19 protein-coding genes are annotated in these 25,518 nt (G+C 35.4%); 13 read left to right on the top strand and 6 right to left on the bottom strand.

Features of this window, described 5'->3' with window-relative positions; all coding sequences use genetic code 11:
• Positions 1–192 precede the first annotated feature (192 nt).
• Together cls and RT228_RS16615 are read left to right on the top strand one after the other, a co-directional pair.
• Positions 193–1,668, top strand: a complete 1,476-nt coding sequence (gene cls / locus RT228_RS16620; protein WP_006260202.1) for a cardiolipin synthase — start codon at positions 193–195, stop codon at positions 1,666–1,668.
• Positions 1,669–1,729: 61 nt separating this feature from the next.
• Positions 1,730–2,674, top strand: a complete 945-nt coding sequence (locus RT228_RS16615; RefSeq protein ID WP_006260201.1) for an alpha/beta hydrolase — start codon at positions 1,730–1,732, stop codon at positions 2,672–2,674.
• Positions 2,675–2,768: 94 nt separating this feature from the next.
• Here RT228_RS16615 and RT228_RS16610 read toward each other — a convergent pair whose 3' ends face one another.
• Positions 2,769–5,168 (bottom strand): outer membrane beta-barrel family protein, encoded by a 2,400-nt coding sequence (locus RT228_RS16610; RefSeq protein ID WP_006260200.1) that lies wholly within the window; start codon positions 5,166–5,168, stop codon positions 2,769–2,771.
• 171 nt (positions 5,169–5,339) lie between these two features.
• Between RT228_RS16610 and RT228_RS16605 the strand changes: the two genes are divergently transcribed.
• The 6 genes from RT228_RS16605 to RT228_RS16580 all read left to right on the top strand — a co-directional run bounded on the left by RT228_RS16605 (position 5,340) and on the right by RT228_RS16580 (position 10,652).
• Positions 5,340–5,909, top strand: coding sequence for a TIGR00730 family Rossman fold protein (locus RT228_RS16605; protein ID WP_006260199.1), 570 nt, complete (start codon positions 5,340–5,342; stop codon positions 5,907–5,909).
• Between the two features lie 5 nt (positions 5,910–5,914).
• Positions 5,915–6,493: a Crp/Fnr family transcriptional regulator gene (locus RT228_RS16600; protein ID WP_006260198.1), complete on the top strand. Its 579-nt coding sequence runs from the start codon at positions 5,915–5,917 to the stop codon at positions 6,491–6,493.
• 68 nt (positions 6,494–6,561) lie between these two features.
• On the top strand, positions 6,562–6,999 hold the full coding sequence (locus RT228_RS16595; protein WP_006260197.1) for a MoaF-related domain-containing protein: 438 nt from the start codon (positions 6,562–6,564) through the stop codon (positions 6,997–6,999).
• An 88-nt stretch (positions 7,000–7,087) separates the two neighbouring features.
• Positions 7,088–7,840, top strand: a complete 753-nt coding sequence (locus RT228_RS16590) for an NYN domain-containing protein (protein ID WP_006260196.1) — start codon at positions 7,088–7,090, stop codon at positions 7,838–7,840.
• A gap of 113 nt (positions 7,841–7,953) precedes the next feature.
• On the top strand, positions 7,954–8,517 hold the full coding sequence (locus tag RT228_RS16585) for a DUF1572 family protein (RefSeq protein WP_006260195.1): 564 nt from the start codon (positions 7,954–7,956) through the stop codon (positions 8,515–8,517).
• A gap of 98 nt (positions 8,518–8,615) precedes the next feature.
• A complete protein-coding gene (locus RT228_RS16580) occupies positions 8,616–10,652 on the top strand; it encodes a dipeptidyl-peptidase 3 family protein (RefSeq protein ID WP_006260194.1) in 2,037 nt (678 codons plus the stop codon).
• Positions 10,653–10,701: 49 nt separating this feature from the next.
• Here the strand turns inward: RT228_RS16580 and RT228_RS16575 are convergent, their stop codons facing one another.
• On the bottom strand, positions 10,702–11,019 hold the full coding sequence (locus RT228_RS16575) for a hypothetical protein (RefSeq protein ID WP_006260193.1): 318 nt from the start codon (positions 11,017–11,019) through the stop codon (positions 10,702–10,704).
• A 17-nt stretch (positions 11,020–11,036) separates the two neighbouring features.
• Positions 11,037–11,819, bottom strand: a complete 783-nt coding sequence (locus RT228_RS16570) for an AraC family transcriptional regulator (protein WP_006260192.1) — start codon at positions 11,817–11,819, stop codon at positions 11,037–11,039.
• 100 nt (positions 11,820–11,919) lie between these two features.
• Between RT228_RS16570 and RT228_RS16565 the strand changes: the two genes are divergently transcribed.
• Positions 11,920–13,116 carry a CynX/NimT family MFS transporter gene (locus RT228_RS16565; RefSeq protein WP_006260191.1) on the top strand — a complete coding sequence of 399 codons (1,197 nt, stop codon included), beginning with the start codon at positions 11,920–11,922 and terminating at the stop codon, positions 13,114–13,116.
• A 7-nt stretch (positions 13,117–13,123) separates the two neighbouring features.
• Here RT228_RS16565 and RT228_RS16560 read toward each other — a convergent pair whose 3' ends face one another.
• Complete coding sequence (locus tag RT228_RS16560) at positions 13,124–13,339, bottom strand: DUF2905 domain-containing protein (RefSeq protein WP_041893663.1); 216 nt, start codon at positions 13,337–13,339, stop codon at positions 13,124–13,126.
• Positions 13,340–13,479: 140 nt separating this feature from the next.
• Here RT228_RS16560 and RT228_RS16555 point away from each other — a divergent pair, with 140 nt between their 5' ends.
• The 4 genes from RT228_RS16555 to RT228_RS16540 all read left to right on the top strand — a co-directional run bounded on the left by RT228_RS16555 (position 13,480) and on the right by RT228_RS16540 (position 19,290).
• Positions 13,480–14,184 carry a DsbA family oxidoreductase gene (locus RT228_RS16555; RefSeq protein WP_006260189.1) on the top strand — a complete coding sequence of 235 codons (705 nt, stop codon included), beginning with the start codon at positions 13,480–13,482 and terminating at the stop codon, positions 14,182–14,184.
• Between the two features lie 384 nt (positions 14,185–14,568).
• Positions 14,569–15,786, top strand: a complete 1,218-nt coding sequence (locus RT228_RS16550) for an exonuclease SbcCD subunit D (RefSeq protein WP_006260188.1) — start codon at positions 14,569–14,571, stop codon at positions 15,784–15,786.
• A 6-nt stretch (positions 15,787–15,792) separates the two neighbouring features.
• A complete protein-coding gene (locus RT228_RS16545; protein ID WP_006260187.1) occupies positions 15,793–18,837 on the top strand; it encodes an SbcC/MukB-like Walker B domain-containing protein in 3,045 nt (1,014 codons plus the stop codon).
• 150 nt (positions 18,838–18,987) lie between these two features.
• Complete coding sequence (locus RT228_RS16540; protein WP_006260186.1) at positions 18,988–19,290, top strand: helix-turn-helix transcriptional regulator; 303 nt, start codon at positions 18,988–18,990, stop codon at positions 19,288–19,290.
• Between the two features lie 36 nt (positions 19,291–19,326).
• Here the strand turns inward: RT228_RS16540 and RT228_RS16535 are convergent, their stop codons facing one another.
• Entirely contained in the window at positions 19,327–20,490 is a 1,164-nt protein-coding gene (locus RT228_RS16535; RefSeq protein WP_006260185.1) for an MFS transporter, read from the bottom strand.
• Positions 20,491–20,566: 76 nt separating this feature from the next.
• Positions 20,567–25,408 (bottom strand): DNA repair ATPase, encoded by a 4,842-nt coding sequence (locus RT228_RS16530; protein ID WP_006260184.1) that lies wholly within the window; start codon positions 25,406–25,408, stop codon positions 20,567–20,569.
• Positions 25,409–25,518 lie beyond the last annotated feature (110 nt).

Here is a 25,518-nt window from a genome sequence, read left to right as displayed (position 1 = left end):
AGCTGATTTGTAATCAGCAGGTCGTGGGTTCGAGTCCCTCCATCGGCTCAAAAGTCTCCCCTTAAAGGGAGACTTTTTTGTTTTCAAATACTTTGTGTACTAAATGCTCTTCTAACTGCTTTTTATTTTTTACTTTTAGATAACCTAAATCTAACTTATATAGAAAGGTTATTATTAAAAATACGCTGAAGTATGTTTTTGAGAGTTCAAGCAGATTGGTTTATCTATTTGGAGATAGTATATTTTATTATAGCTATTGCTGTGGCTGTACGCATTATCTATGATACAGACTCTATCTCGAAGACATTAGCTTATCTGTTGTTAGTTTTCTTTGTGCCTATCTTTGGTATTTTATTTTATTTTTCTTTTGGGATCAATTATCGACGAAGAAAGATGTATTCTAAGAAGCTTAAGGTAAATGATGAGTATAGCACTAAATTAACAAAACGTCTAAATGACATTCACCTAGATCAGAGACAACAAGGAAACCCTATTGTACAAAGGAATCGTTCTTTCATTAAGATGTTGTCTAGTGCGACTATGGGAGAAGGTCCATTATTAGTGGATAATAAAGCCGAAATATTAGAGAATGGAGAAGAGTTCTTTCCAAGACTAATAGAAGACTTAAAAGCAGCTAAAAGTACGATTCATATCGAGTATTATATTTATGAGAATAATGATATCGGTAAGGAGATAGAAAGTATCCTGATCAATAAAGTAAAGGAGGGGGTTAAGGTACGTTTTATCTATGATGACTTTGGGTGTAAAAGCATTCGAAAGAATATTGTCCGCAATCTTCGTGCGAATGGAGTCGAAGCCTATCCCTTTAATAAGATTATTCTATTAGCTTTTGCTAACCGTATGAATTATCGAAATCACCGCAAAATAGTGGTGATAGATGGAACGATAGCTTATACAGGGGGGATAAATATCTCTGATCGCTACGATAACCGTAAGAAAGATTCTAATCAGTATTTTTGGAGGGATACGCATATTAGAATAAAAGGTTCGGGAGCTTATGGGTTACAATATATCTTTTTGGCAGATTGGAATTTCTGTAGTAAGCAAGACTTAGCCTTTGATGAGAAGTATTTTCCTATTCATGATAATGATGAGATAGGAGTGCCGTTACAGGTTATTTCGTCTGGACCTGACTCAGATGTACCTTCTATTCTATATAGTGTCTTAAAAGCGATACAAACTGCTGAAAAAGAGATCTGCATCACTACGCCATATTATATACCTGACGAATCATTACAACTAGCTATCAAAATGGCTGCATTAAGTGGTAAGCGCGTTAGAATGATACTGCCTGGAATTACAGATTCTAATATCGTGAAATGGGCTTCGGAGTCCTATTTTCAAGAGTTATTAGAGTTTGGTGTAGAGATTTATTTATATAAGAAAGGATTTATCCACGCGAAGACCTTTGTTACAGATGCAGGAGTGAGTTCTATAGGTACATGTAATTTAGATCATCGTAGCTTTGACTTGAATTTCGAGGTGAATGTTGTGGTTTATGATGAAGCGTTTGCACGTAAAATGAAAAAAATGTTTGATAGAGATTGTAGAGATTCTATTAAACTAGAGTTACACAGGTGGAATAAGAGATCTTGGAAACAACGTCTTAAAAACAGTTTTATTCGTTTGTTCTCTCCTTTATTATAGCATGTGTAGACATCAAATAAAGTGAGTAATGAAGGATAAGTAAACTTTAAATAAGGATACTATGAATTTACATTTGACATTTGATAAATATATAACACATCAACATCCCTTTGAGAATGATTATGAAGGGAAAGTAATCACCACATTAATAGAATCAAGAGGAAATAAGAAAGAGCATAAGCAGACTATTCTGTATATACACGGATTTTGTGATTACTTCTTTCAGATACACTTGATGGATTATTTTAATGAGCATGGAGTAAACTTCTATGCAATAGATTTGCGTAAGTATGGTCGTTCGTTATTGCCTCATCAGCATCCGAATTATTGTAAGTCGATGCGAGAGTACTTTCCTGATATTGATTATGGAATAGAGTATATTCTAAAGGAAAATAGAGATACCCAACTATTTTTATTAGGGCATAGTACTGGGGGACTATTAGCAACGTATTATGCTATGTTTGGGTTGTTAAAAGAAAGGTTATCAGGACTAATATTAAATTCTCCTTTCTTTGATTTTAATGTACCTTTCTATGTAAAGCCTTTTATGGGGAGTGTTGCTAGGAGTAAAGTGAGTAAGGATATCTTTGCTAATGCAGAGCAGATGCCTGAGTTATATGGTAAGACATTGCATAAAGATCATGAAGGAGAATGGGAGTACAAGAAAGAGTGGAAACCAATAAATCCTTTTGCTGTATACTATAGTTGGATATTAGCAGTGCAACATACACAGGAGTTAATTCAGGAGGTAGTATTGCATGAAGACTTTCCTATTCTACTAATGTATAGCGATAAGTCTGGAAGTACTTCAAAATGGACTGCTATTTCTATGACATCAGATATCGTCTTGAATGTAAAAGATATTGAGAAGATAGGTAGTAAGATAGGACATCGTGTAGAGAAAGCTGTAATAGAGGATGGAATGCATGACTTATTTCTCTCGAAAAAAGAAGTTAGAAATAAAGCAATGTTTAGTGTATTACAGTTCTTAGAGAAGCACAGATAGATATTAAAAGTAAAAAGCTGTTACCATTTAAGGTAACAGCTTTTTTAGCAATAATTGAAAAAAGTTGTTGTTGATTGGTTGGTAGGGGAGCTTTTTAGAATAATCCTCCAGCACCTCCACTTTCTTTTGTATTCGAATCTCTGTTCTTTCTTTGTAATGCACGTCCTTTTCCTCCTCCGAACATATAGTTTACTCCGATGTAAACTGATCTACTTTCCCATGTAAATTGTCCATTAGAAGCATAAGGGTACTGAGAACTGTATTTGAACTTCATAGTATTGAAGATATCATTGAATCTTGCACTGATACTTAATTTGTTTTCAAGTAAAGAGTATCTAGCTCCAGCATCTATTTTATACATCTCTTTAGAGTCCATTGTGATACCATCTACGGGACCTCTATAGAATCCGAATAAGTTAAATCTTAAGTTTTTAGTCGCTTTGAAGTTACTGTTTAAACGAGCATTGAATGCACTAGCAGTAATATCGCGTTCGATAAAATCCATTTGATTTGTCGTACTGTTTAACTGAGATACAAAACCAGTCTGTTTAATACTAGAGAAATCAATACCAGGTTGCATATCCCACCATGGAGTTAATTTGATATTAGCAGAAAGTTCAAATCCATAAGCATCATTAGACTTATAGTTATCAAAAGTCATTAATAAAGCATTTGGGTTATCATTGTCTGGGTCATCGTAGATAACGTGGTTGATTTCTTTATTGATCTTTCTATAGTACACTCCAGCAGTCACACTACTTTTGTTATTAAACATTCTTGTGTAATTTAATTCTACAGAGTTCGTAAACTGTGGTTTTAATTCAGGATTACCTACCATTGTCATTAATGGAGTAGAGAATTGTCTAACAGGGTTAGTCTGAGAAATACTAGGTCTATCTACACGTCTACTATAACTTAAGTTGAACATATCATTATCTGTCATAGAATACCCTAAGTATACAGACGGATATAAGGTAACGTAATCATCTTTAAAAGTAGTTGTTCCTCCTAATTTAGATTCTACTTTATAGCTTTCTAATCTTGTTCCTACTTGGTAGTTAAACTTACCATAAGTTTGACCAAAAGTTACATAAGCAGAGAAGATATCTTGGTTGTATTCATTGTTAATCTTTTTATTCTTCTCAGGAATCAAAGGATTATTAGAATCAAAGTTGTTATCCGCTCTAGAGATTCTAGCTTCAGCTCCTACTTCTAGTTTAGTATGATCGTTTAAAGGATTCACATAATCAATGTTGATTGTTGTTAAATCACTTTTATCATTGTTTCTATCTTGATAAACTTGGTTAGGATTTTTACCTATAATCGTATTGTAATCTCCGTCATTCGTAGATTTGTTACGACTAAAGTTTCCTTCGATATCTAAAGTATGACCTTTTTTCTCAAATAGATGTTTATAAGCTAAGTTATACGCACTATATCTATTATCTCCATCATAAACAGTTTTTTGGAAGATATCTTCGAATAAGTTCTTAGGATATGTAGTCGCGTTATCCATATCTGTTGTTCTATCATTTGTACTTTGGTTAGTATAGAATGACAATGTATTGTTATCGTTGATATAATAATCCATACCTACTTTATAGAAGTAGTTCTTGTTCTTATTATTCATACGAATCTCTGTAGGAGACATAATATCCGTACGTAGCATATCTCCGTCATTTTTATATTTTCCATACGAGTAGCTACCATTAGCGAAGAAGTTTAACTTACCTTGTCTATAGTTAGCATTGATAGAGTTAGTATTCTTAACAGTATGAGCAAATGTAACTCCTGTGTCTACAGAACCATTAAAGCCGTCCATTGTATTTTTGTGTAACACGATATTGATAATACCTGACATTCCTTCAGGATTATACTTAGCACTTGGGTTAGTGATTAACTCAATGCTCTTAATAGAAGTAGAAGGAATTTGTTTTAATACCTGTTCAGAAGACATATTAGTAGGACGCCCATCGATAAGGATACGTACATTCTCATTTCCTCTTAGAGATATCTTACCATCTTTATCTACATTTACAGAAGGAATATTATTCATAATCTCACCAGCAGTAGCACCAGCAGTAGTTAAGTCTTTACCTACATTGATTACTTTTCTATCTATCTTTTGTTCTATTGTAGATGATTCAGCGATAATATTAACTCCTTCTAAAGTTGTCGCCTCAGGAGATAAGTTAATCGTACCGAAGTTATAAGTAGCCTCAGTTAACTCAAATTCTTTAGTATATGTTTGGTAACCGATAAACTGTACTTCTAAAGTATATTTTTTTTGAGGAACAGTTAATTCGAATTTTCCATTGTCATCAGACATAGCACCTGTTACAATAGTCTCTCCATCTTTAATAGAGACAGTTGCATAAGGAACGGATTGATTAATTGATTTGTCAAAAATCGCTCCTGTGATTTTTCCTTTTTGTTGCGCATAAATAGAGCAAACCATGGTAAGGAAAAGGATAACACTTAATTTGAATTTCATAATAGTTCTTTCGTTAAGTTTATTTCTAATAATTGATTAAGGTTTATATAATAGTCATACTTTTGAGTAAATTGTTACAACAAAAAATGTTTGATTTTATATAAAATTTTTATTTTTATTTGTAATTTATTGATATTCAGTTTTTTATTTTGCTATTTAAAATTATTATAAATGAGATATACAGTGTTTTGTGGTTCTAGTTCAGGTACTAAGGATATTTATTATGAACAAGCTTTTACATTAGGAGAACAATTAGCTAAACATCATATCGGGCTTGTATACGGAGGCGCTAAAGTGGGATTAATGGGAGCAGTAGCTGATGGTGTTCTTAAAGGAAATGGTGAAGTTATCGGTGTATTACCTAGTTTTTTGGCAGATGTAGAGTTAGGCCATAAGGGATTAACAGAGTTAATTATGGTTGAAACTATGCATGAACGCAAAGCTAAAATGGACGAATTATCTGATGGTGTAATCACAATGCCTGGTGGATATGGTACCTTAGAAGAATTCTTTGAAATGCTAACATGGGCTCAATTAGGATTACACAAAAAGCCTGTAGCCTTATTAAACATAGATGGATTCTATAATCCTCTATTAGAAATGATAGATACGATGGTAGTTATGGGGTTCTTAAAAGAGATTAATAAAGATATGATTGTGGTAGCTGATGAGGTAGAAGAGCTTTTAGAAAAGATGAAAGCTTATGAAGCGCCTAAAGAAGGTAAATGGATTCAAAAATAAATAATATGAATAAAGCCTCATTAATAGATAATTTTGAACGCAAAGGCGTTACATTAACACAACAAGAGAAGGAATTAATACTTTCTTCTTTTCAGACTGTTTATGTAAAGAAGAAAGACTATCTATTAACAGCAGGTGCTGTATGTGACTTCGAAGCCTTTGTAGTACAAGGATGTTTTAAAGAATACTGTTTGGACGAAAAAGGAGAAGAACACATCATACATTTTTCTATAGAAGATTGGTGGTTAGCAGATTTAGAAAGTTATAATTATGAACGACCATCTAAGATATTTATACAAGCATTAGAAGATAGTGAAGTATTACTCATAAAGAAAGAACGCAAAGAAGCGCTCTATGATGAAATACCTGTCTTAGAAAAGATCTATAGAAGAATGACTCAACAAGAGTGTATCGCTCTTCAGCGACGTATTGTAAATAAGTTGTCAATGGATGCTACTGCAGAGTATGAAGACTTTTGTAAGCGTTATCCGTCCTTGGTACAGCGTCTAACTAATATTCAGATAGCTTCTTATCTAGGTATTTCCCAAGAGTTTTTGAGTAAAATACGCAGTAAGAAAAAATAATAATTATTGAACTAGTTCAATGTTTTTGATCTTAGAGCAATTTAATTTTGCTTTAAAATTATAGAATAATGAACAACAAAATAATAATAGCTTCATTGGCAATAGCCTTGTCAGCAGGAGCATGTCAGTCAAAAACAGAGAAAGAATCTACTCCATCAGAAATAGCAGAAAGTACTAGTGCTAGCCACACTAGTACCTTAATTGGGCATAAAGCAGAAATACAGTTCCCAGAGATGAAAGCTACTATTGAGTATACGAGTACAGATACCTTACACTGGAGTACAGTAGGGGAGAATGGAGCAGTAAATGAAGGCGATGAGAAAATGAACTACAAAGCACTTGGCGAGGACTTACACTTTCTGAACTGGATAGAACAAGATGGCTTTACAGTTAGTCAAATCATCAATACGAAGACAGGAGAAGTAACTGCTTTTTGGTCTTATAACGGAGCTGATCACAAACGTGAAAGTCAGTTTGTAACAGGAACTTTTAGAGTAATTGATTAAAGAAATCAATTATTAACAGATGTTTTGGACATCAATGCCCTTTACGTAGTTCTATTTTTTGTATTTTAGAGCTTTCGAAAAGGAAAATATGATGGAAAAACAAAATAACAACATTGCAATCTTAGTGGATGGGGACAATGCTCAAGCTAAGTTGTTGGATAAGATTTTAGAAGAAGTTTCTAAATATGGGAAGGTGACTGTCCGTCGTATTTATGGAGATTGGACAACACCGCAAATGAATAGCTGGAAGGAATTACTAAATGACTTGTCATTTTCGCCTATACAGAAGTTTAATTATACTAGTGGAAAGAACTCTACAGATAGTTCTCTAATCATAGATGCTATGGATATTCTGCATGCTAAGATGGTAGATGGATTCTGTATCGTATCTAGTGATAGTGACTATACTGGTTTAGCTAAGCGTATCAGAGAAGAAGGTATCTTTGTGATGGGAGTAGGAGAGAAGAAGACTCCGAATGCTTTCGTTCAGTCATGTGAGATATTTACTTATTGTGAGACCTTAATGCCTAAAGCAACTACAGCAGTTAAAGAAGCGAATGGTAATGCTAAAAAGGTAGAGACCACAGATGATGACGATACTAAATCATTGACTAAAAAAGAGTATAGACTGATAGATAAAGCGTTCGATATGTCTGTAGATGAAGAGGTAGAAGCTTATATCGCTACAGTAGGAGGTAACCTTCGTAAGCTTAATCCAAGTTTTGATGCGAGAGACTATGGTTTTAGAAACTTGACAGAGCTTTTCAAACATCTAAAGACATACGATGTAATTAACAATAATGTTAAGGGGTTAAATCATCCCTTAGTAAAGAAAAAATAACCTTCGGGTTATTTTTTTTGCTCATAAACGAATGGTATGGTCTATAAACTTTAAATTGCAAATGGTCAAATATTGACTATAACAAAAAATACTAACTCAATACAATTTATATTATGACTATACAAGAATTAGAGGGTATTCGCAAGCAATTCGAGTACTATAGAATGATCGTAGATAAAACGGTTTTAGTTCTATCCCAAGATGAATTAAATCAAAAGGTCAATGTAGAGAGTAACTCTATAGCGATGTTAATGCGTCATATTACGGGTAATCTGCTTTCTCGTTTTACTAACTTTTTTACTGAAGATGGAGAGAAGCCATGGAGAAACAGAGATGATGAGTTCACAGATGGGATTTATGACAGACATGAACTTATAACGAATTGGGACAAGGCATGGAATGTTCTCTTCAGTACCATAGATAGTATTAATGAAGAGAACATTAATACAGTAGTAAAAATCAGAAACCAAGACCATACGGTAGCAGAAGCTTTATATCGACAGTTAGCACATTACCCTTACCATATAGGGCAGATCGTATTTATCGGAAAGATGATACGCAATGAAGAGTGGAAGTCTTTAACCATTCCTAAAAATAAATCAAAAGAATACAATCAAGATAAATTTGAAAATCCTAATTCAGAGACTCATTTTGTAGATGATTATCTAAAGAAGTAAGAGATAATTTTTTAGATTCCTAATTTTGAATGAGAATTAGTAGAGTCGTTCAGTGCAATATTTTATATATTTGTCAAAAGACGGTAAAAAACTACAATATGAAATTAAATACAATGGCCTGTATCGTATTGGCTTCCGCTATGTTATTATCATGTGGAGACAAGAAAGAGACAGAAAAAGGAGCAAGCGAAGTGACTACAACAGAAAAGTTTGATTACAGTGTGGATCAGTTTGGAGATATCGAAGTATTGAGATATCAAGTACCTGGATGGGACGATCTAACATTAAAAGAAAAAGAATTAGTGTATTATCTAAGTCAGGCAGGGTATGCTGGACGTGATATTATCTGGGATCAGAATTATAAACACAATTTGACTATTCGTAAAGCATTAGAGAATATTTACGAAAACTATAAAGGAGACAAAGAGTCAGAGGATTGGAAAGAATTCGTGACGTATGTGAAGAGAGTATGGTTCTCTAATGGTATTCACCACCATTATTCTAACGAAAAGATAAAACCTGGATTCTCTCAAGCTTATTTCTCTATTTTATTAAAAGAGACTAACACTACATTAGATCAGAATGTAGCGAATGTACTATTTAATAATGTAGATAGTAAAAAAGTAAATCTTGATTTAGCGAAAGGTCTTGTAAAAGGATCTGCAGTCAACTTCTATGGAGAAGGGATTACAGAAGATGAGATAGAGGCATTCTATAATGCGATGAAGAGTCCAGACCCACACCGTCCATTATCTACAGGACTAAACTCTAAAGTAGTAAAAGAGAATGGTAAGTTAGTAGAGAAAGTATGGAAGAGTGGTGGAATGTATGGAGCAGCTATTGATCAAATCATCTTTTGGTTAGAAAAAGCTGTTACAGTTGCAGAGAACCAAGAGCAAGCAGATGCGCTTAAGTTATTAATCAAATATTACCAAACTGGAGATCTTCAACTTTGGGATGATTATAACGTTGCATGGGTGAAAGCTACTAAAGGAAACATTGATTACAACAGTGGATTTATCGAAGTATATGCAGACCCATTAGGACATAAAGGATCTTACGAAAGCGTTGTTCAAATCAACGACTTTGATATGTCTAAGAAGATGGCTGTTCTTTCTAAAGAAGCTCAGTGGTTCGAGGATAACTCTCCATTAATGGCAGAGCATAAAAAGAAAAATGTAACAGGAGTATCGTATAAGACAGTGATCGTAGCGTCTGAGTCTGGTGATGCATCGCCAAGTACACCTATCGGAGTGAATTTACCGAATGCGGACTGGATTAGAGCAGAGCACGGTTCTAAGTCTATCTCTTTAGGTAATATTATCGATGCATATAATCATGCAGGTGGTTCGGATAAATTAAAAGAGTTCGTTCACGATGAGGAAGAATTACAATTAGAGGAGAAATATGGTGAGTTAGCAGATAAGCTACACACAGCTCTTCACGAGGTAATCGGACATGCATCTGGACAAATCAACAAAGGAGTAGGACAACCAAAAGAAACATTGAAGAGTTATGCTTCTACATTAGAAGAAGGACGTGCTGACTTAGTGGGTCTATTCTATTTATACAATCCTAAGTTACAAGAGTTAGGATTAGTTGACGATTGGAAGTCAGTAGGTAAAGCAGCTTATGATGGATATATTCGTAACGGATTAATGACGCAGTTAGTGCGCTTAGAGCCAGGTGCTGATATCGAAGAAGCTCATATGCGTAACCGTCAATGGGTGAGTGCTTGGGTATTCGAAAAAGGGAAAAAAGATAATGTAATTGAGAAAGTAGTTCGCGATGGTAAGACATATTATAATATTACGGATTATGATAAATTACACGATCTATTCGGACAACTTTTAAAAGAGACTCAACGTATCAAATCTGAAGGTGATTATAAAGCAGGACAAGCGTTAGTAGAGACTTATGGTGTGAAAGTAGATCAAGCTATCCACAAAGAAGTTTTAGAGCGTAATGCTAAGTTTAACTCTGCTCCATATAGAGGATTTGTAAACCCATACATTGTACCAGTGAAGAATGATAAAGGAGAGGTGACTGATTATGCAATCGAACAACCTAAATCATTTGAAGAACAAATGTTGCGTTATGCTAAAGAATATGGTTTCTTACCACTTGTAAACTAATTACAAGAAGATTATACAAGAAAGTCGGTTTGTTATAAACCGACTTTTTTTATTTTTTGACTATAATGATATCTCCCATACACATCTCTATAGGACGATTATGAGGAGTATATTCTACCCAATCCACAGGATCACTACTTTCACAGTCTATCATCAGGTGATAATAAGACATACCATGAGTGGTATCAGGTAGAGCGTGTATATCATAGTGATTAACCGTGTCTAACTGATGATCTTCTACCATCGTTAGCCAAGAGATAGACTTGTCTAATTGGGCTATTAGGTATTGATTAGTAGTATCACCTTGTTTTAGCTCTACGATTATGTCTTGTTTCTGTTTTTGTAGTAGAGAGATAATATCTTTCATAGACGATAGGATATAGGTTATAGCGTGAATGTATGTTGTATAAATTCAGTCGGGCGTTGTCCCATCAGTTTAGTGAATACATTACTGTAAGACTGGGCACTGTTATATCCTACGAGTAACGCTATCTCATTGATAGTATATTGTCCTTCACTTAGCAGTTCTATAGACTTGATGATACGTGCCATCTGTATATATTTAGCGATACTGATACCTGTTTCTTTCTTGAACTGACGTTCTAAAGTACGAATACTCATAAAAGACAGTTGAGCTAACTCATCTATAGTGATAGTAGATCGATAATGTTTATGTATATAAGCAGTTACTTCTAGCAGTGCATTGGTACGTGGTACGGGAGTGATAAGAGGTACAGCATTTTGTACAAAAGAAGGTAATTCTAATAAGATAGCTCTTAAGAACGTCTGTTCACTCTCCTCATATTCCATATTCATAGACCATTTCTCAGTGTACATAATCATTTCTCTTAATACACTAGGTATAGAGAATAGGTATAACTCATCATAAAACGGAGGTAAGTCATCCACATCGAAGTATAGTGTATGTAGAGAGATATGCTCAGACGCATGCGTAGTCTTATGTGGCATATTGGATGGGATATAGGCCACGTGATTCTGAGGTAATAAGAATTGGCAAGACTCTACGTGTAGATGTTGATATCCTGATTCTACATAGACGAGTTGAGCTTTCTTATGATGGTGAAACTCATTGTTGTGCTTCCAAAGCTCAGCATGCCAAGAAAAACCTTTCTTTCCAACTTGATCGACTAATTGTGATGTATCCATTCTTGTCGTTTTAGTTATGATTTATGGCGAATATAAACATTTATAATCATTTAATTTTGCACCTAGAAATAACAATGTGTAAATAATAAATTAAATAACAATGGAAAATAAGATAGAAGAGATATCTAAAATGAAGAAATTACTGATGTTGTTAGGTATCATATTTATTGCTTCTAATCTAAGAGCTCCACTTACATCTGTAGGTCCTGTTATATCAGAGATAAGTAAATCACTAGCTCTGTCTAACACTACAGCAGGATTAGTAACGACGATACCCTTAATGGCATTCGGATTCTTATCTAGTATGGTGCCAAAGATCTCACGTAGATACGGTATGGAGCTTGTATTATTAGGATCATTAATTCTATTGAGTATAGGATTAGTCATTAGACCTTATGGTAGTTTAGTTACTTTGTTTTTAGGAGCTGCCTTAGTAGGGATAGCGATTACAGTAGGTAATGTATTGATGCCAGCTTATATCAAAAGTAATTATCAGAAGAATGTAGGGACCATGATGGGAATATATTCAGTAGCTATGAACCTAACAGCAGCGTTAGCAGCAGGGTTTAGTATTAGCTTGGGTAAATTCACAGAGATGGGATGGAAAGGTTCGATAGGAGTATGGTTAGTACTGAGTATCGCGACTATATTGATTTGGCTTCCTCAAGTAAAAAAGAAACAAGCAATCGAAGGAAGTAATAGAGGCTTCACAGAAGATAAAAAAGTAAATATGTACTCATCTAAGCTAGCATGGGCAGTTACAGTATTTATGGGAGTACAGTCTCTACTGTTCTACTGTTTAGCAGCATGGTTACCTAAAGTGGCTATCACATGGGGTATACCTAAAGAAGATGCAGGATGGTTATTGTCTTATATGCAGTTCGCACAGTTGCCTATGACATTCATCGGAGCTATTATAGCGAGTAAGTTATCTAATCAGAAACTGCTAGCTATCGGTACAGGAGTATTGTTTGCTATTGGTATAGCAGGTTTATTGATCTTTAAGGTAAATATGATCGCACTATGGTGTGTATTAATTGGTACAGCGAGTGGATTAGCCTTTAGTTTATCGATGCTATTCTTCGTATTGCGTACAAGTAGCACTACCCAAGCAGCAGAATTATCAGGTATGGCACAGTCTATCGGATACCTAATCGCAGCATGTGGTCCACCAGTATTTGGAGCATTATTCGATGTGACACAGTCTTGGTCTATGTCCTTGATATTTTTATTAGTTATGTCTATTACTTTGATTGTATCAGGAGGTATCGCAGGTAAGAACGACTGGGTGAAATAAACCTTTATCAGCTAAAGAACTTTCTGTATAACCATAGTAATCCTGTGCCTACTACAGATACAATAATCATAGAGGTAATCGGCATAAAGAATGAAAAACCTGGGCGCTGGATACGGATATCACCAGGCAATTTGCCAAACCAATCCAGATTAAACGAAGTGAACTGTATCAAGATACCTATGATGACGATGATACAACCGATAAAGATGACTGTTTTTCCCATAAGAGTAAAGGTATAAAAATACATGCACTTCCCTTTAGGAAACTATTTAATTATTGTTAAGGAGACAGGTATTAGGGTGTTTTAATAGTATCTTTGAGTATAGAGTTATTGAGGTAACTCCTCATTTAAAAAGATAAGATATGAAAGTAGAGATATGGTCGGACATTATGTGTCCGTTTTGTTACGTCGGAAAGAAGAATTTTGAGAATGCATTGGTACAGTTGCCTTTCGCAGATAAGATAGAAGTAGAGTGGAAGAGTTTTCAGCTAGATCCAGACTTACCAGTAGAAGGGTTAGATATGTCTACTAAAGAATACCTAGCTAAACGCAAAGGTATGCCAGAGCAACAGATACAAGGAATGCTAGAGAACTTAAAACAAGCAGGACAGGCAGTTGGAATTGATTTTAAACAAGACCAGTCTATTCCTGTAAATACAATCAGAGCTCATCGTTTTATACACTTTGCACAACTACAAGGGAAAGGGAATGAGGCTAAAGAAGTAGTGTTTAAAGCTTATTTTACAGATGGAAAAAATGTAGGTGATATTGAGGTGTTAGCTGCTTTAGGTACTGAAATAGGACTGAGTGCTGAGGAAATCAAAACATTCTTAGCTACTGATGGACAACTAGAAGAAGTGAATGCAGATATTACAGAAGCACGTGCTCTAGGAATATCAGGAGTGCCATTCTTCGTATTAGATAGAAAATACGGTGTATCAGGAGCTCAACCTACAGAGTCTTTTGTAGAAGCACTGACACAAGCATTCCAAGAAAGCCAACCTAAATTCGAAATGAAAGGTGGTAGTGATGCAGCAGCATGTGGCCCAGAAGGATGCGAGATATAAGTACCTATAGTTGATTTATAAATATGAACAGCCCATTTATACAGTGTATGAATGGGCTGTTTTGTATTATATGGGTAGAGAATTACGCTAGTTGGCATGGAACACAAAACTGAGTATGAATGTCTTTTTACTGCCATTTTAGATAGGGTGGTCGGCATGTGGTCGGCTAGTGATGGGCATTTGGTCGGCTTAAAAGTGCCAAAAATAGCCCATCACTATCCTATCACAAGGTTAGCAATATGGAATCACGTGGAAGAAAGTCGCTATAATTCTTTTGTATCATCGGTTTTGAGACAAAAAAAATGAGGAAGCTAATCCTAAAATAGACTGAGAAACCTCTATATAGTTAGTATCTTTGAGGCACTAGAAAACAAAGAAAGATACATGGGATTGAAGATTCTACATACAGCCGACTGGCACTTAGGGAAGAGATTAGATAACTTTAACCGCCTAGACGAACAGCGTATAGTGCTAGACGAAATCTGCGAGATAGCAGAACGCGAAGCAGTGGATGTAGTCTTAGTAGCAGGAGATTTATTTGATACGTTTAACCCTCCAGTAGAAGCTGTAGAATTATTTTATAAAACACTTAAACGCTTAGCGAAGAACGGAGAGAGACCTGTCATCGCTATAGCTGGTAACCACGATAGCCCTGAGCGTATAGACGCACCAGATCCGTTAGCACGAGAGTGCGGGATTATCTTAGTCGGACTGCCTCATGCTGAGGTTACTCCTTTTGAGATCGAAAATCAGTTTAAAATATCGAAGTCAACAAATGGTTTTTTTGAATTGAGATTAGATCGATTTAAACAACCGATACGCATATTACACACTCCTTATGCGAATGAGGTAAGGCTAAAGAAAGCATTAGACACAGAAGATAAAGGAGCAGCTCTTAATGAGGTGTTAGGAGAGAGTTGGCAAGCTTTAGCAGATAAGTATTGTAAGACTAAAGGGGTGAATCTATTGATCTCGCATCTGTATATGATGAACCGAAATGGAGAGTTATTAGAAGAACCTGATGGAGAGAAGCCTCTGAAGGTAGGTAATGCAGATATTATATACAGTGACATTATTCCAGAGCAAGTGCAGTACACGGCACTTGGGCATTTACATAGAGCACATCAGGTGGGGGTAGAAGATAGACCTGTGGTTTATTCGGGGAGCCCATTGAGTTATAGTTTTAGTGAAGCAGGTCAGCAGAAGTATGTGATGATCTTAGAGGCAGAAGCGGGCAAACCTATTACCTATACGAAGGTGGCACTAGAGAGTGGAAGACAACTGTCACGAGTGAAGTTTAATAGTGTAGATGATGCTGTGGAGTGGTTAGTAGCAAATCCGTATCATCTAGTGGAGTTAACCATAGTAAGTGATACCTTCTTAAATGGAGATGATATCAAGAGGTTATACACTGCGCATGATGGTATTATTACGATTATCCCACAAGTAACATTGGGGGATAAAGGAGAACAAGCGAATGTAAAACAGGTGAACTTAGAGCAAGATATGCAAGGACTGTTTAGAGATTACTTTAAACAGCGCAATAAGGGGCAAGAGCCTAATGAGGAGTTGATGGATTTGTTTAACGAGATTTTAGATTAGAGCAGTATGATACCAATTAAGTTAACGATAGAAGGACTGTATTCTTATCAAGAAAAACAAGTTATTGACTTCACCAGTCTGATAGAAGCAGGGTTATTCGGTATATTCGGTAAGGTCGGATCGGGAAAGTCTTCTATTTTGGAAGCTATTTCTTTTGGGCTTTATGGAGAGACAGAGCGTATGAACTCTCGCGATAACCGTGCATATAATATGATGAACCTAAAGTCTGACCGTTCGGTAATAGACTTTGAGTTTTATAATTTTAAGGATGAGAAATACCGCATCTATAGAGAGTTTAGAAGAAACTCTAAGCGCTTCGATGATGTAAAGAGAGGTGAGGCAACACTGTATAAAGATGAAGATGGTATCTGGGTACCTCAGAAAGAGTTGAATATACAGGAAGTAGTGGGGCTGAGCTATGAGAACTTTAAGCGCACTATCATTATTCCTCAAGGGAAATTCAGAGAGTTTATAGAATTAGGAGGGAAGGACAGAACGAAGATGATGCAAGAGATATTCGGCTTAGACCGTTTTGATCTCGCTGATAAGACTAAACGATTATATAGCTCGACTAAGGAGAGTCTGAATTTAGTAGAAGGAGAGCTAAAGAGCTTTAGCCAAGTCACAACGGAGCAGATAGCAGAGCAGAAGGCTCTACACCTACAGGAGACGGAGAAGTTTAATGTGCTAAGTAAGACTTTTAAGGAAGAGAACGACAGTTATCAAAAGGTCAAAGCAGTGAAGGATGACTTCGAAGCCTTGGCAATAAAGAAAGTAGAGTTAGGTTCATTAGAAGTGAAGTTACCTGAAATAACTGCTCAAAAGAATGAATTGTCTCAGTATGAGCAACTAGATAAAGCATTCTCTACTGTACTGTTAGAACAACAAAAGACAGCAGATAAGGCAGTGAATCGAGAGGCTCGATTAGCTATATTAACAAAAGAAACTACAGAGCTACAAAGCCAGTTTAAGAAAGTGACAGATGAGCTCAAAGTAGCAGAACAACAGTATGCAGGTTTAGAACACCTCAAAGCAGAGTTGTATGAGTTGAATTTGATCAAAGAAATCAAGAAAGCTAATCTCGCTAAGGAGGCCTTATTAGAGCGTTATCACAAAGGAAAGTCTTTTGTAGTAGATGCTGAGAAGGCATTAGAAGGGAGCAAACTTGCTTTAGCACAAAAGGAGATAGAACTAAATACTGCCAAAACAGCTAGAGTAGATACAACGATGCTGATGGCTATAGAGGCATGGTTCGGTCAGCAATCTTTTATTCACAAAGGGATTCAAGATGTGCAACAGCATATGAATGCACTACAGACAGAGTTACAAATAGTAGAAAAGGATATCTTAGGTCTAAAGTTAAAGGATATCAATCATTGGGAACAAGAGATAGAGAAGTATAGAAATCACTTTGAACAAGAGATTAATACGATAGAAGTAGAGTTGCGCAATCATAGAGTAGCACAACAGTTAGTACAGTACGCTAATGAGCTTCACGAGGGGCAACCTTGTCCTTTATGTGGTTCTGCACATCACCCTCATATTCTTCAGGGAGACGATGTGTCTTCTGCTATACAGCAGTGTGAACTTCGTCTAAGTGATATAAAGGATAAACAAGAGCGCTTAAAGAAGTATGAAAGAAAAGCTACTGGTCTTTTTGATAAGAAGAAACTCTTAACAACACAATGGCAAGAAAGCCAGCAGAGAGAACAACACTTCCAACAGGAGTTAGTCTCTCATCAGCAGAACTTTGTTTGGACTGTGATAGAAAAGGGGAATGAAGCACAGTTTATTGAGTTAAAACAAAGAGCTGAGTTAGCGAATAAGCAAGTAGAATCTCTGGAAGCACAGTTTGCTACAGTAGGAAAAGAAGTAGAACAGCACAGAGGACATGTAGATAAGTTTACCAAAGAACTAAATGCGATAGAAGTAGAAGGTGCAAGTCTAGAGAGTGAGATCAAGTCTAAGAGTACACAGATTATAAGATTGCAGATAGAGACCTATCTAAGTTTAGAGGAGACTTTATTAGTACAACAAGTACAACAACGAGAAGCTAATGTAACCTTAGTAGAACAACGCTATAAAGATCTAACGAACCAATATCAGATGATGTCTCCTAAGTTGGCAAGCTTACAGACAGAGAGCAATAGTGTACAGGTAGAATTAAATGAACTGAAAGTAGCTGTTGATCAGTTTAACGAGCAGATTAAAGCTTTATTAGTCAATCATCAAGTACAATCTGTAGAGGAAGTGCGTAGTGTGTTGGATAAGCAGATTAATGTTGTAGAACGTAGAGAACAAATACAAGCATTCGAAGTACAACTAGAGGTAGTCCGTAATGCAGTGAGTACTTTAGAAGTGAAGTTAGAAGGTGTTTCTTTTGATCAAGAGAAGTTTGCTAAACAGCAAGAAGTAATAACGAAGTTAGAACTACAGGTCAAAGAAGCGACAGAGGCTGTGGCTAAATTGGCAGGAGAAATAGACCGTTTAGAAAAAGACTATGCGAAGAAGCAGAACTTACAGAAGCAGTATGATGCAATAGAAAAACGAGTGAAGAATCTGAATACACTATTGACGATGTTTAGTGGAGCTGGTTTTGTAAACTATGTGTCAGCTATCTATTTAAAGAACTTATGCGATATGGCGAATGCTCGTTTCCATCGATTGACGAATAACCAATTGAGCTTACAGTTAAATGAAGCGAATGAGTTTGAGATCATAGATTATTTGAACAATGGGAAAGCGAGAAGTGTGAAGACCTTATCAGGAGGACAGAGTTTTCAGGTGTCTTTATCTCTAGCGTTAGCATTAGCAGAGAGTGTACAGAGTCTGTCTAAGTCAGATAGAAACTTCTTCTTTATAGATGAGGGGTTCGGTACGCAGGATAGTGAGTCAGTTAATATTGTATTCGAGACGTTGAGCAATCTGCATAAAGAGAATAGGATAGTAGGTATTATCTCTCACGTAGACGAACTACAAGAGCGTATCCCTATGTCTCTATCCGTTGTAAAAGATGAAGAACGAGGTAGTGAAGTAGTGATAAATTATTAGTAAATCTTATTAGATACTACAGCCCAGTCAGCGATGATTGGGCTTTTTTATGGTATAGTTTTAGTGGCTTAATACATTGATTTATAGTTTGTATTGTTTTTAAGTAACTTTTAAATTACCTTTGAAGTGTTAAAATAAATTAATAGCACCATGAAAGAAAATAGAGATGTGAAGACTTGGTCACAAGTAAAAGATGAGGTGTTTGGTGTAGTTGGCGAACCGAAAAGAGATGAGATAGAGAGAGAAGTAGAGACTTTTAAAGTAGGATTATTGCTTAGAAAGGCAAGAGAAGAGAAAAAACTAACTCAAGCAGAACTAGCTAGTTTAGTGAATAAGAAGAGAGAATATATCTCTCGAGTAGAAAATAATGGAAGTAATATGACATTAAAGACGTTATATGATATTGTAGAAAAAGGATTAGGCGGAAAGGTGACAATATCCATTGAACTATAAATATACAGCCCAGTCAGCGATGATTGGGCTTTTTGTTTATTTTGATGAGGTAGATTCGATAACTATAAATCTACTCAGTAGAGAGATAGCTAACCCAAAAAAGGCTACTATAGCAAAGGCGGTCTTAAGAGAAGAGTGCTGTGCAATAAACCCTATAACTGGTGGCCCTAAAAAGAAACCGATAAAACCGATACTAGTAATTAACGTTAAGGCCTGCTGAGGTGGCATTGTTTTAGTATGTCCTGCTAAGTTATAACACATGGGTACTACTGCGGATACACCTAAACCTACAATCATAAAAGAGATAATAGTAGTATATACTCCAGGAAATAATACTGAGGCTCCTAATCCTATAAAAAGGAGGATACCACAGAAGAGTAAAGTTCTCTGCTCTCCAAATCGCCTTACTGTGAAGTCTGATATAAAACGACCACTAGCCATCGCAAACATATAAGCGGTCAGCCCATACCCGATAAGCTGTATAGGAGCATGCGTAACATGCTTCATATATTCACTTGACCAATCTGTCATCATTCCTTCTGCTACCATAGCGAAGAAAGCTAATAGCCCTAAAAGGACTAAGTTCTTATCAGGTAATTGAAAGCCTTTCTTTTCTGTTAGTATAGGATTATCACTAGTAGTGTCGTTCGTCTCAGGAATAAGGTATTTAAAAAGTAGAAGAGAAATAATAATCCCTACGGTAGAGTAATAGATAAAATGTTCTAAAGGTGGGACATAGCTACTGATCATTTCTGCGCCTAACCATGAAGCAACAAAGCCTCCTATACTCCAAGTGCCATGTAAAGAGCCTATGATTTGCCCTTTATATAGTTTAGAGACCTTAATAGCCTGTGTATTGATAGAAATATTAGTGATATTACTAATCGCTCCAAATAAGACTAAGTTTACTTTTAATTGCCATAATACCTCCCAATATCCAATACCTACTAACAGTACTAAATAAGTTAATAGAAAGAGTAGAGTTGCTTTTTTACTGCCTAATTTCTCTATTATTCTACCAGCTATAGGAAGAGTTATTAAAGTTCCTATAGAGATGTATAATAAGACAAATCCCCAAGCAGAGTCATTTACTCCGAAAGCTTCTTTAATAGTAGGAATACGCGATGCCCATGAGGCAGATATCCCTCCAAAGATGAAGAATAGTGCAGTAACGGCTATGCGGGCTAAGTGTTTTGACATAAGGTTTTAGATTGAAGGCAGTAAATGTATAAATAAAAAAACGGTCTGTTGTTTAGACAGACCGTTTAGGTGATTATTATTTTTTGATTGCTTTAGCAATGCTTTCTAAGTTTTGGTTGAAGTCCATCAGCTGACCTAATACTTGAGCCACTTGATTGTCTTTACCTGCCATACCTAATTTGTTTTGTTTAACAAAGATATCTTTAATATCCTCCCAACGTTTGCGCTCTACATCTGTCAGTCGGTTAGCTAGTTCTTTTAGTTTAAGTAAGTTTGCTTCTGTATCAGATGTCAAGGTCTGTGATTCGTTCTCATAGTGTGTTAAGATTAACTCATCTATTTCACTATCGTTCATCAGTGGAACTATCCTACTCATCATCTTATTCATATCACGGTAAGAACCTTGTAGCTTAAAGGCAGGCTCTGTTCTATAAGCATTGTCCATACTTGCACTTAAGATATATTGCTGATTTACCTTTAGTACAATATCTCTTACTGTGATTGATTTCTTTAATACAGCAGTAAACTCTTCTATCTCCTGCCCACTAAAGTTCCCTTCTAATGATAAAGATTCTTCTGATTTTGTTTCGATGTGGTTAATCAGTTTATAGAAATCATCTAAAGAGTTACTACTTAACTTTTGTAAATAGGTATTCTCAGCAATAGCGTTTTCTAATAAACTTAGCTTAAACAAATGCTCTGTACTACCAATCACATCTCCTAAGTTATAGGTGTCAGCACGGTTAGCTAACATATCAGGTATCTGAAACTTCTCTCCTGATTCTGTGTATGGGTTACCTGCCATAATGATACAGAATCGCTTACCTCTTAAGTCATAAGTCTTACTCTCTCCTTCGAAGATACCATCCATCTTACGCTGTCCATCGGCTAGAGATATAAACTTCTGTAGAAATTCAGAACTACAGTGCTGTATATCGTCTAAGTACAGCATTACGTTGTCCGCCATCTCAAAAGATAAGTTTATTTTCTTTAGTTCTTCTCTTGCACCAGAAGTCTTAGCTTCTGTAGGGTCAATAGAGGTAATAGAGTGTCCAATAGTAGGTCCGTTAATCTTAACGAAGTGAAGACCTAAAGCATTGGCTAAGTATTCCATTAGAGTAGTCTTACCATATCCAGGAGGCGATACTAATAATAACATTCCCATACGTGCTGTACGTTTGTTATCACCATAAACTCCTATCTGTTTGGCTAAGTTGTTTCCAATTAAAGGAAAGTAAACTTCATTAATCAGTTTATTACGAACAAAAGAAGTCAGTACACGAGGTTTCAGTTCGTTTACTTTTAATGATTTCTTGTATTCGCTTAGTAACATATCTTTAGTAGCAATAAAGTCTGTAAACATAGGGACACGCTCAGTCTCGAATACTTCAAGCTTGTGCATATATTCGTGATAGTCTAATGTATAAGTATCTTGTACTATTAAAGTGTGGTTTCCTTTTAAGTTGTTTAAGACTATAGTGTCAGTACTCTCTTTTAAAGTATAGTTATATTGCTTTTCAAATAACAATAAACAACATGCTTCATCAATATACTTTTTATATATAGCAGCTTTAGGTTCATTATCTATATAAGAATACAACCAGTTCTGTATTAAATAAAAAGCATCTAATGTAGATAAGGTAGTATCGTTAATATCATTCTCAAAGGTTACACTAGCATTCTTTTGTTGTAAGAAAGTAACAAACTGTTTCTTTAATAGAGAAGCTTGTTCTGCTTTTGTAAAGAATACTCCTGATGAGAACTCTTCAAAAATATAATGTGCTATGTCTTTCTTGTATGTTAATTCACGCAATGGAGATTGCCATTGTGTATATAACTCCTCTAATTGACTAATTATATATTGATAGTTAGTACTGTTAGGGAATACCTTTTGTACAGCGGCAGCACTATTGATATTCTTCAATAAAGATTCTCTTACTTCCGCTTCTAATTTATACCAGAATACTTGTGCCGAAACACGAACAGCAGGAGCATACGTCAATATTCCTAATTCTGCTTTTAGTTTCAGTAAGGCTTGTGTAATCTCTAATCCGTCAAAGTCGTGTACTCCTTTTAGATATCCTTCAGAGTAGTTCTGTTCTGTTCTAAACTTAACTGCTTCATTAATATCTAATGAAGGATTAGTACGTAGTTCTTGTATTATTTGATAAGCTAAGTACTCTGCTCTATATACTTCGTTGTTTTCAGAGATGATGTCTTGATTCCATATCTCCTTATAGGCATAGATCTTATCATTATGAATAGGATAAGTAAAGCTAGTACCTGTTAAGTGATAATACAGAATATCATTACGTCTAACGATAGTAAGGTCTAATGGCTGTTTGTTGACTAAGAATTTATGAGTACCTAAACTGATTACATTTTCTCCATCAGCGAATAGGTCTTGTTTATCTCTCAGTGTACGCAGTGCATCTTCTTGACTCGTCTTAACGCTGTTCTCTAAATTCTCAGCTTTAGATACATCTCCTAAGTCATTTAATTCAATAACTAATTGACGTACCTTATCGACCATAAGGTCAGTAGAGAAAAAAGCAAGTATCTCCTCTTTCGTTTTGAAAGAAGAAGACTTATTCTCTATATTTTTTAATATACGTAGACCTATCTGTTCTAACGAACTTGTACGTCTATTGATCTGTTCAACTAATTGAGTCTTGCGCGTATCAAAAGCTTTAGAAACTTCTTCTCGCTTATCGGCTATCTTTAAGATGAAATCATCGAAGTCAGCAAACTTACTCTCCAGTTCTTCTACTTGAACACTTACTTTAGAATGGTATTCGTCACATTTCTCAGGAGAATTAGATAATTCTAAGAAGTTGATAATACTTTGGTCAAGTAAGGTTAATTGAGCATGAAACTCAGCTATAGACTCATTCGTACGTAGAGAGTCTATCTTTCTCTTCAGTTGAGAGCGCACCTCATTAAGCGAAGCAAATATTACAGATATCTTCTCTATAATCTTTGTCGCTTGAGTAGTGTCTTCTATTTTTAAACTGTTCAGAATGTCTATCAGCAGTTCTAATTCAGCTGATATTGCTTTACAGTTTTCATCTATTGCATTAGCATCGATTACCTTGACTACCTCATTTACTTTAGCCTTTTGATCTACTACTTTTTGCTCATAAGGAACGAGTGCTTGTTCTTTTAGTAAGAAAGCGATTGTTTTATCAGATAGTGATTCATTGGTCTTACCCAATTGCTCTTGATAATTCTCTAAGATAGATAAGTCAACATATTTAGTCTGACGAGTACTGATGACTTCACCTAATAGCTTTCTGTTTTCAGCTAATAGATGTACTAATCCTTCCAGCGTATCACCTTTAGCATTCTTAACATTAAAGAGCTGTTTATCTACTTTTGCTTTTAAGTCAGTTAATAGACCAGCGGCTCTCTTGCGTTGCTCTTGTACTTTTTCAAACTCATCTATAGCAGTATTAGCAATACTTCTAATCTGTTCTAAAGGTTCGTCTAAGCTTTTAGTTTCTTTGGTTCTTATCCAGAAGTAGGAATCTATAATGTCATTTGCTTTCTTAGCTATATCACCATACAGTCCTTCATACGAATCTTCTTTATCGATGAGGTGGATGATCTCTTGACATTCAGCCATCGCTTTTACGATGTCCTTATTCCCTATTTTGTATAAGTGATTCTCTTTTTGTTCCTTATTCTCTATTAATGTAGCAGCATAAGGAGTTTCCCATATCTGTACTACGTGATGTCTTACTGCTTCATTCTCTGAGCGAAAGTAGATTAACTTACCATCGTTAAACAAAGTGAAACCACTACATACGATAGGAGTTTCTACTTGTTGTTTGATGATGTTATAAGACATCAAGGTATAGATATTGTTCTCTGCTTGATAGAATAGATATAAGTAGTCCTCCCCATTATGAGAAGGAATAGTTCTTACAAACTCTAAATTGTGAACACTGTTATCAAATATTTTATAATCTCCATTCTGTAAGTAGTATCCATTAGAGAATAAGATACCTTGTCCATCAGGAAGTAGAATACCTGTCTCGTTTAAAGCAGGTACATTGATAACTTGTTTTGTTCTATTATTAAAGATAAAAGCACGGAAATCCTCTTGGTAAGGTTTAATGCGTATAGCGATAAAGTTACCTAAGTCAGCGTAGAAGTAATCAGCATCATCTAACTGCTGATCGGCATTCTTTACAGGTTCAGAGTATATTCCTTGTCCATTATCTGTGTTGTCTTCTATTTTAAAAGTAATATCACCACCTACTGCTTCTATAAATACCTTGTCTTGTATAGATACGTGAGGGTGTACTCCTAAGCGTCTGTTCTCAAGATTAGTCTTAATCCAATTGAACTCAAACTGAGGACTCTTTACTACTTCGTGAATGCTACGGTCATCCTGATAAATCAATTGATTATCTTTGATTAACCACTTAAATGCTTTTAAGTTATCTGCATTCTTACTTGTTTGGAATACCATATAGAGGTAATTCTCTGTCTTCTTAAATCTGCTGAAGATAGAGTCTCTATAGTATTTATATAAGTTTTTATAATCACTGATGAAGTTCTCATCATAGATAAAATCTAAAGGTTGAGGTAAGAACTGATCATTTTCAAAGCGGTATATACTAAATACATCACTTAACTGAATATCAGTCTTTAGCCCAAAGTGTACGTTATAGGCAAAAATACAAGTTGTATCAAAGGCAATAATACCTCTAGCAGTACAGTTGTTTTCTGTCGTAATACGTTGATTAGCGATAAGTTTTAGATCAACAGAAGTAAAGATTTCTTTACGATCGTCATTCAGTGCATTTAATCGTTGGATTAAATCGCTCTTCTGACTTTGTAGTCTCTTCTGTATAATCTCATAAGTGTTAGAATCTAATGATTCTATATTTTGGTTTTCTAATTCAGCCATATATAAAGGATACTTTGTATTAGAACGATAAGACTAATACGTAGGTAAATTAAAAATAGAGTAGGGGTAAATAGGAGAAAAATCACTCTTCTCTACAGAGAAGAGTGATT

It is taken from the genome of Myroides sp., from assembly GCF_032073645.1.
In the GTDB taxonomy this organism is placed as follows: Bacteria; Bacteroidota; Bacteroidia; order Flavobacteriales; family Flavobacteriaceae; genus Flavobacterium; species Flavobacterium odoratimimum.
The sequence above is the reverse complement of the archived record's forward strand: the minus strand, read 5'-3'. Positions and strand labels throughout refer to the sequence as shown.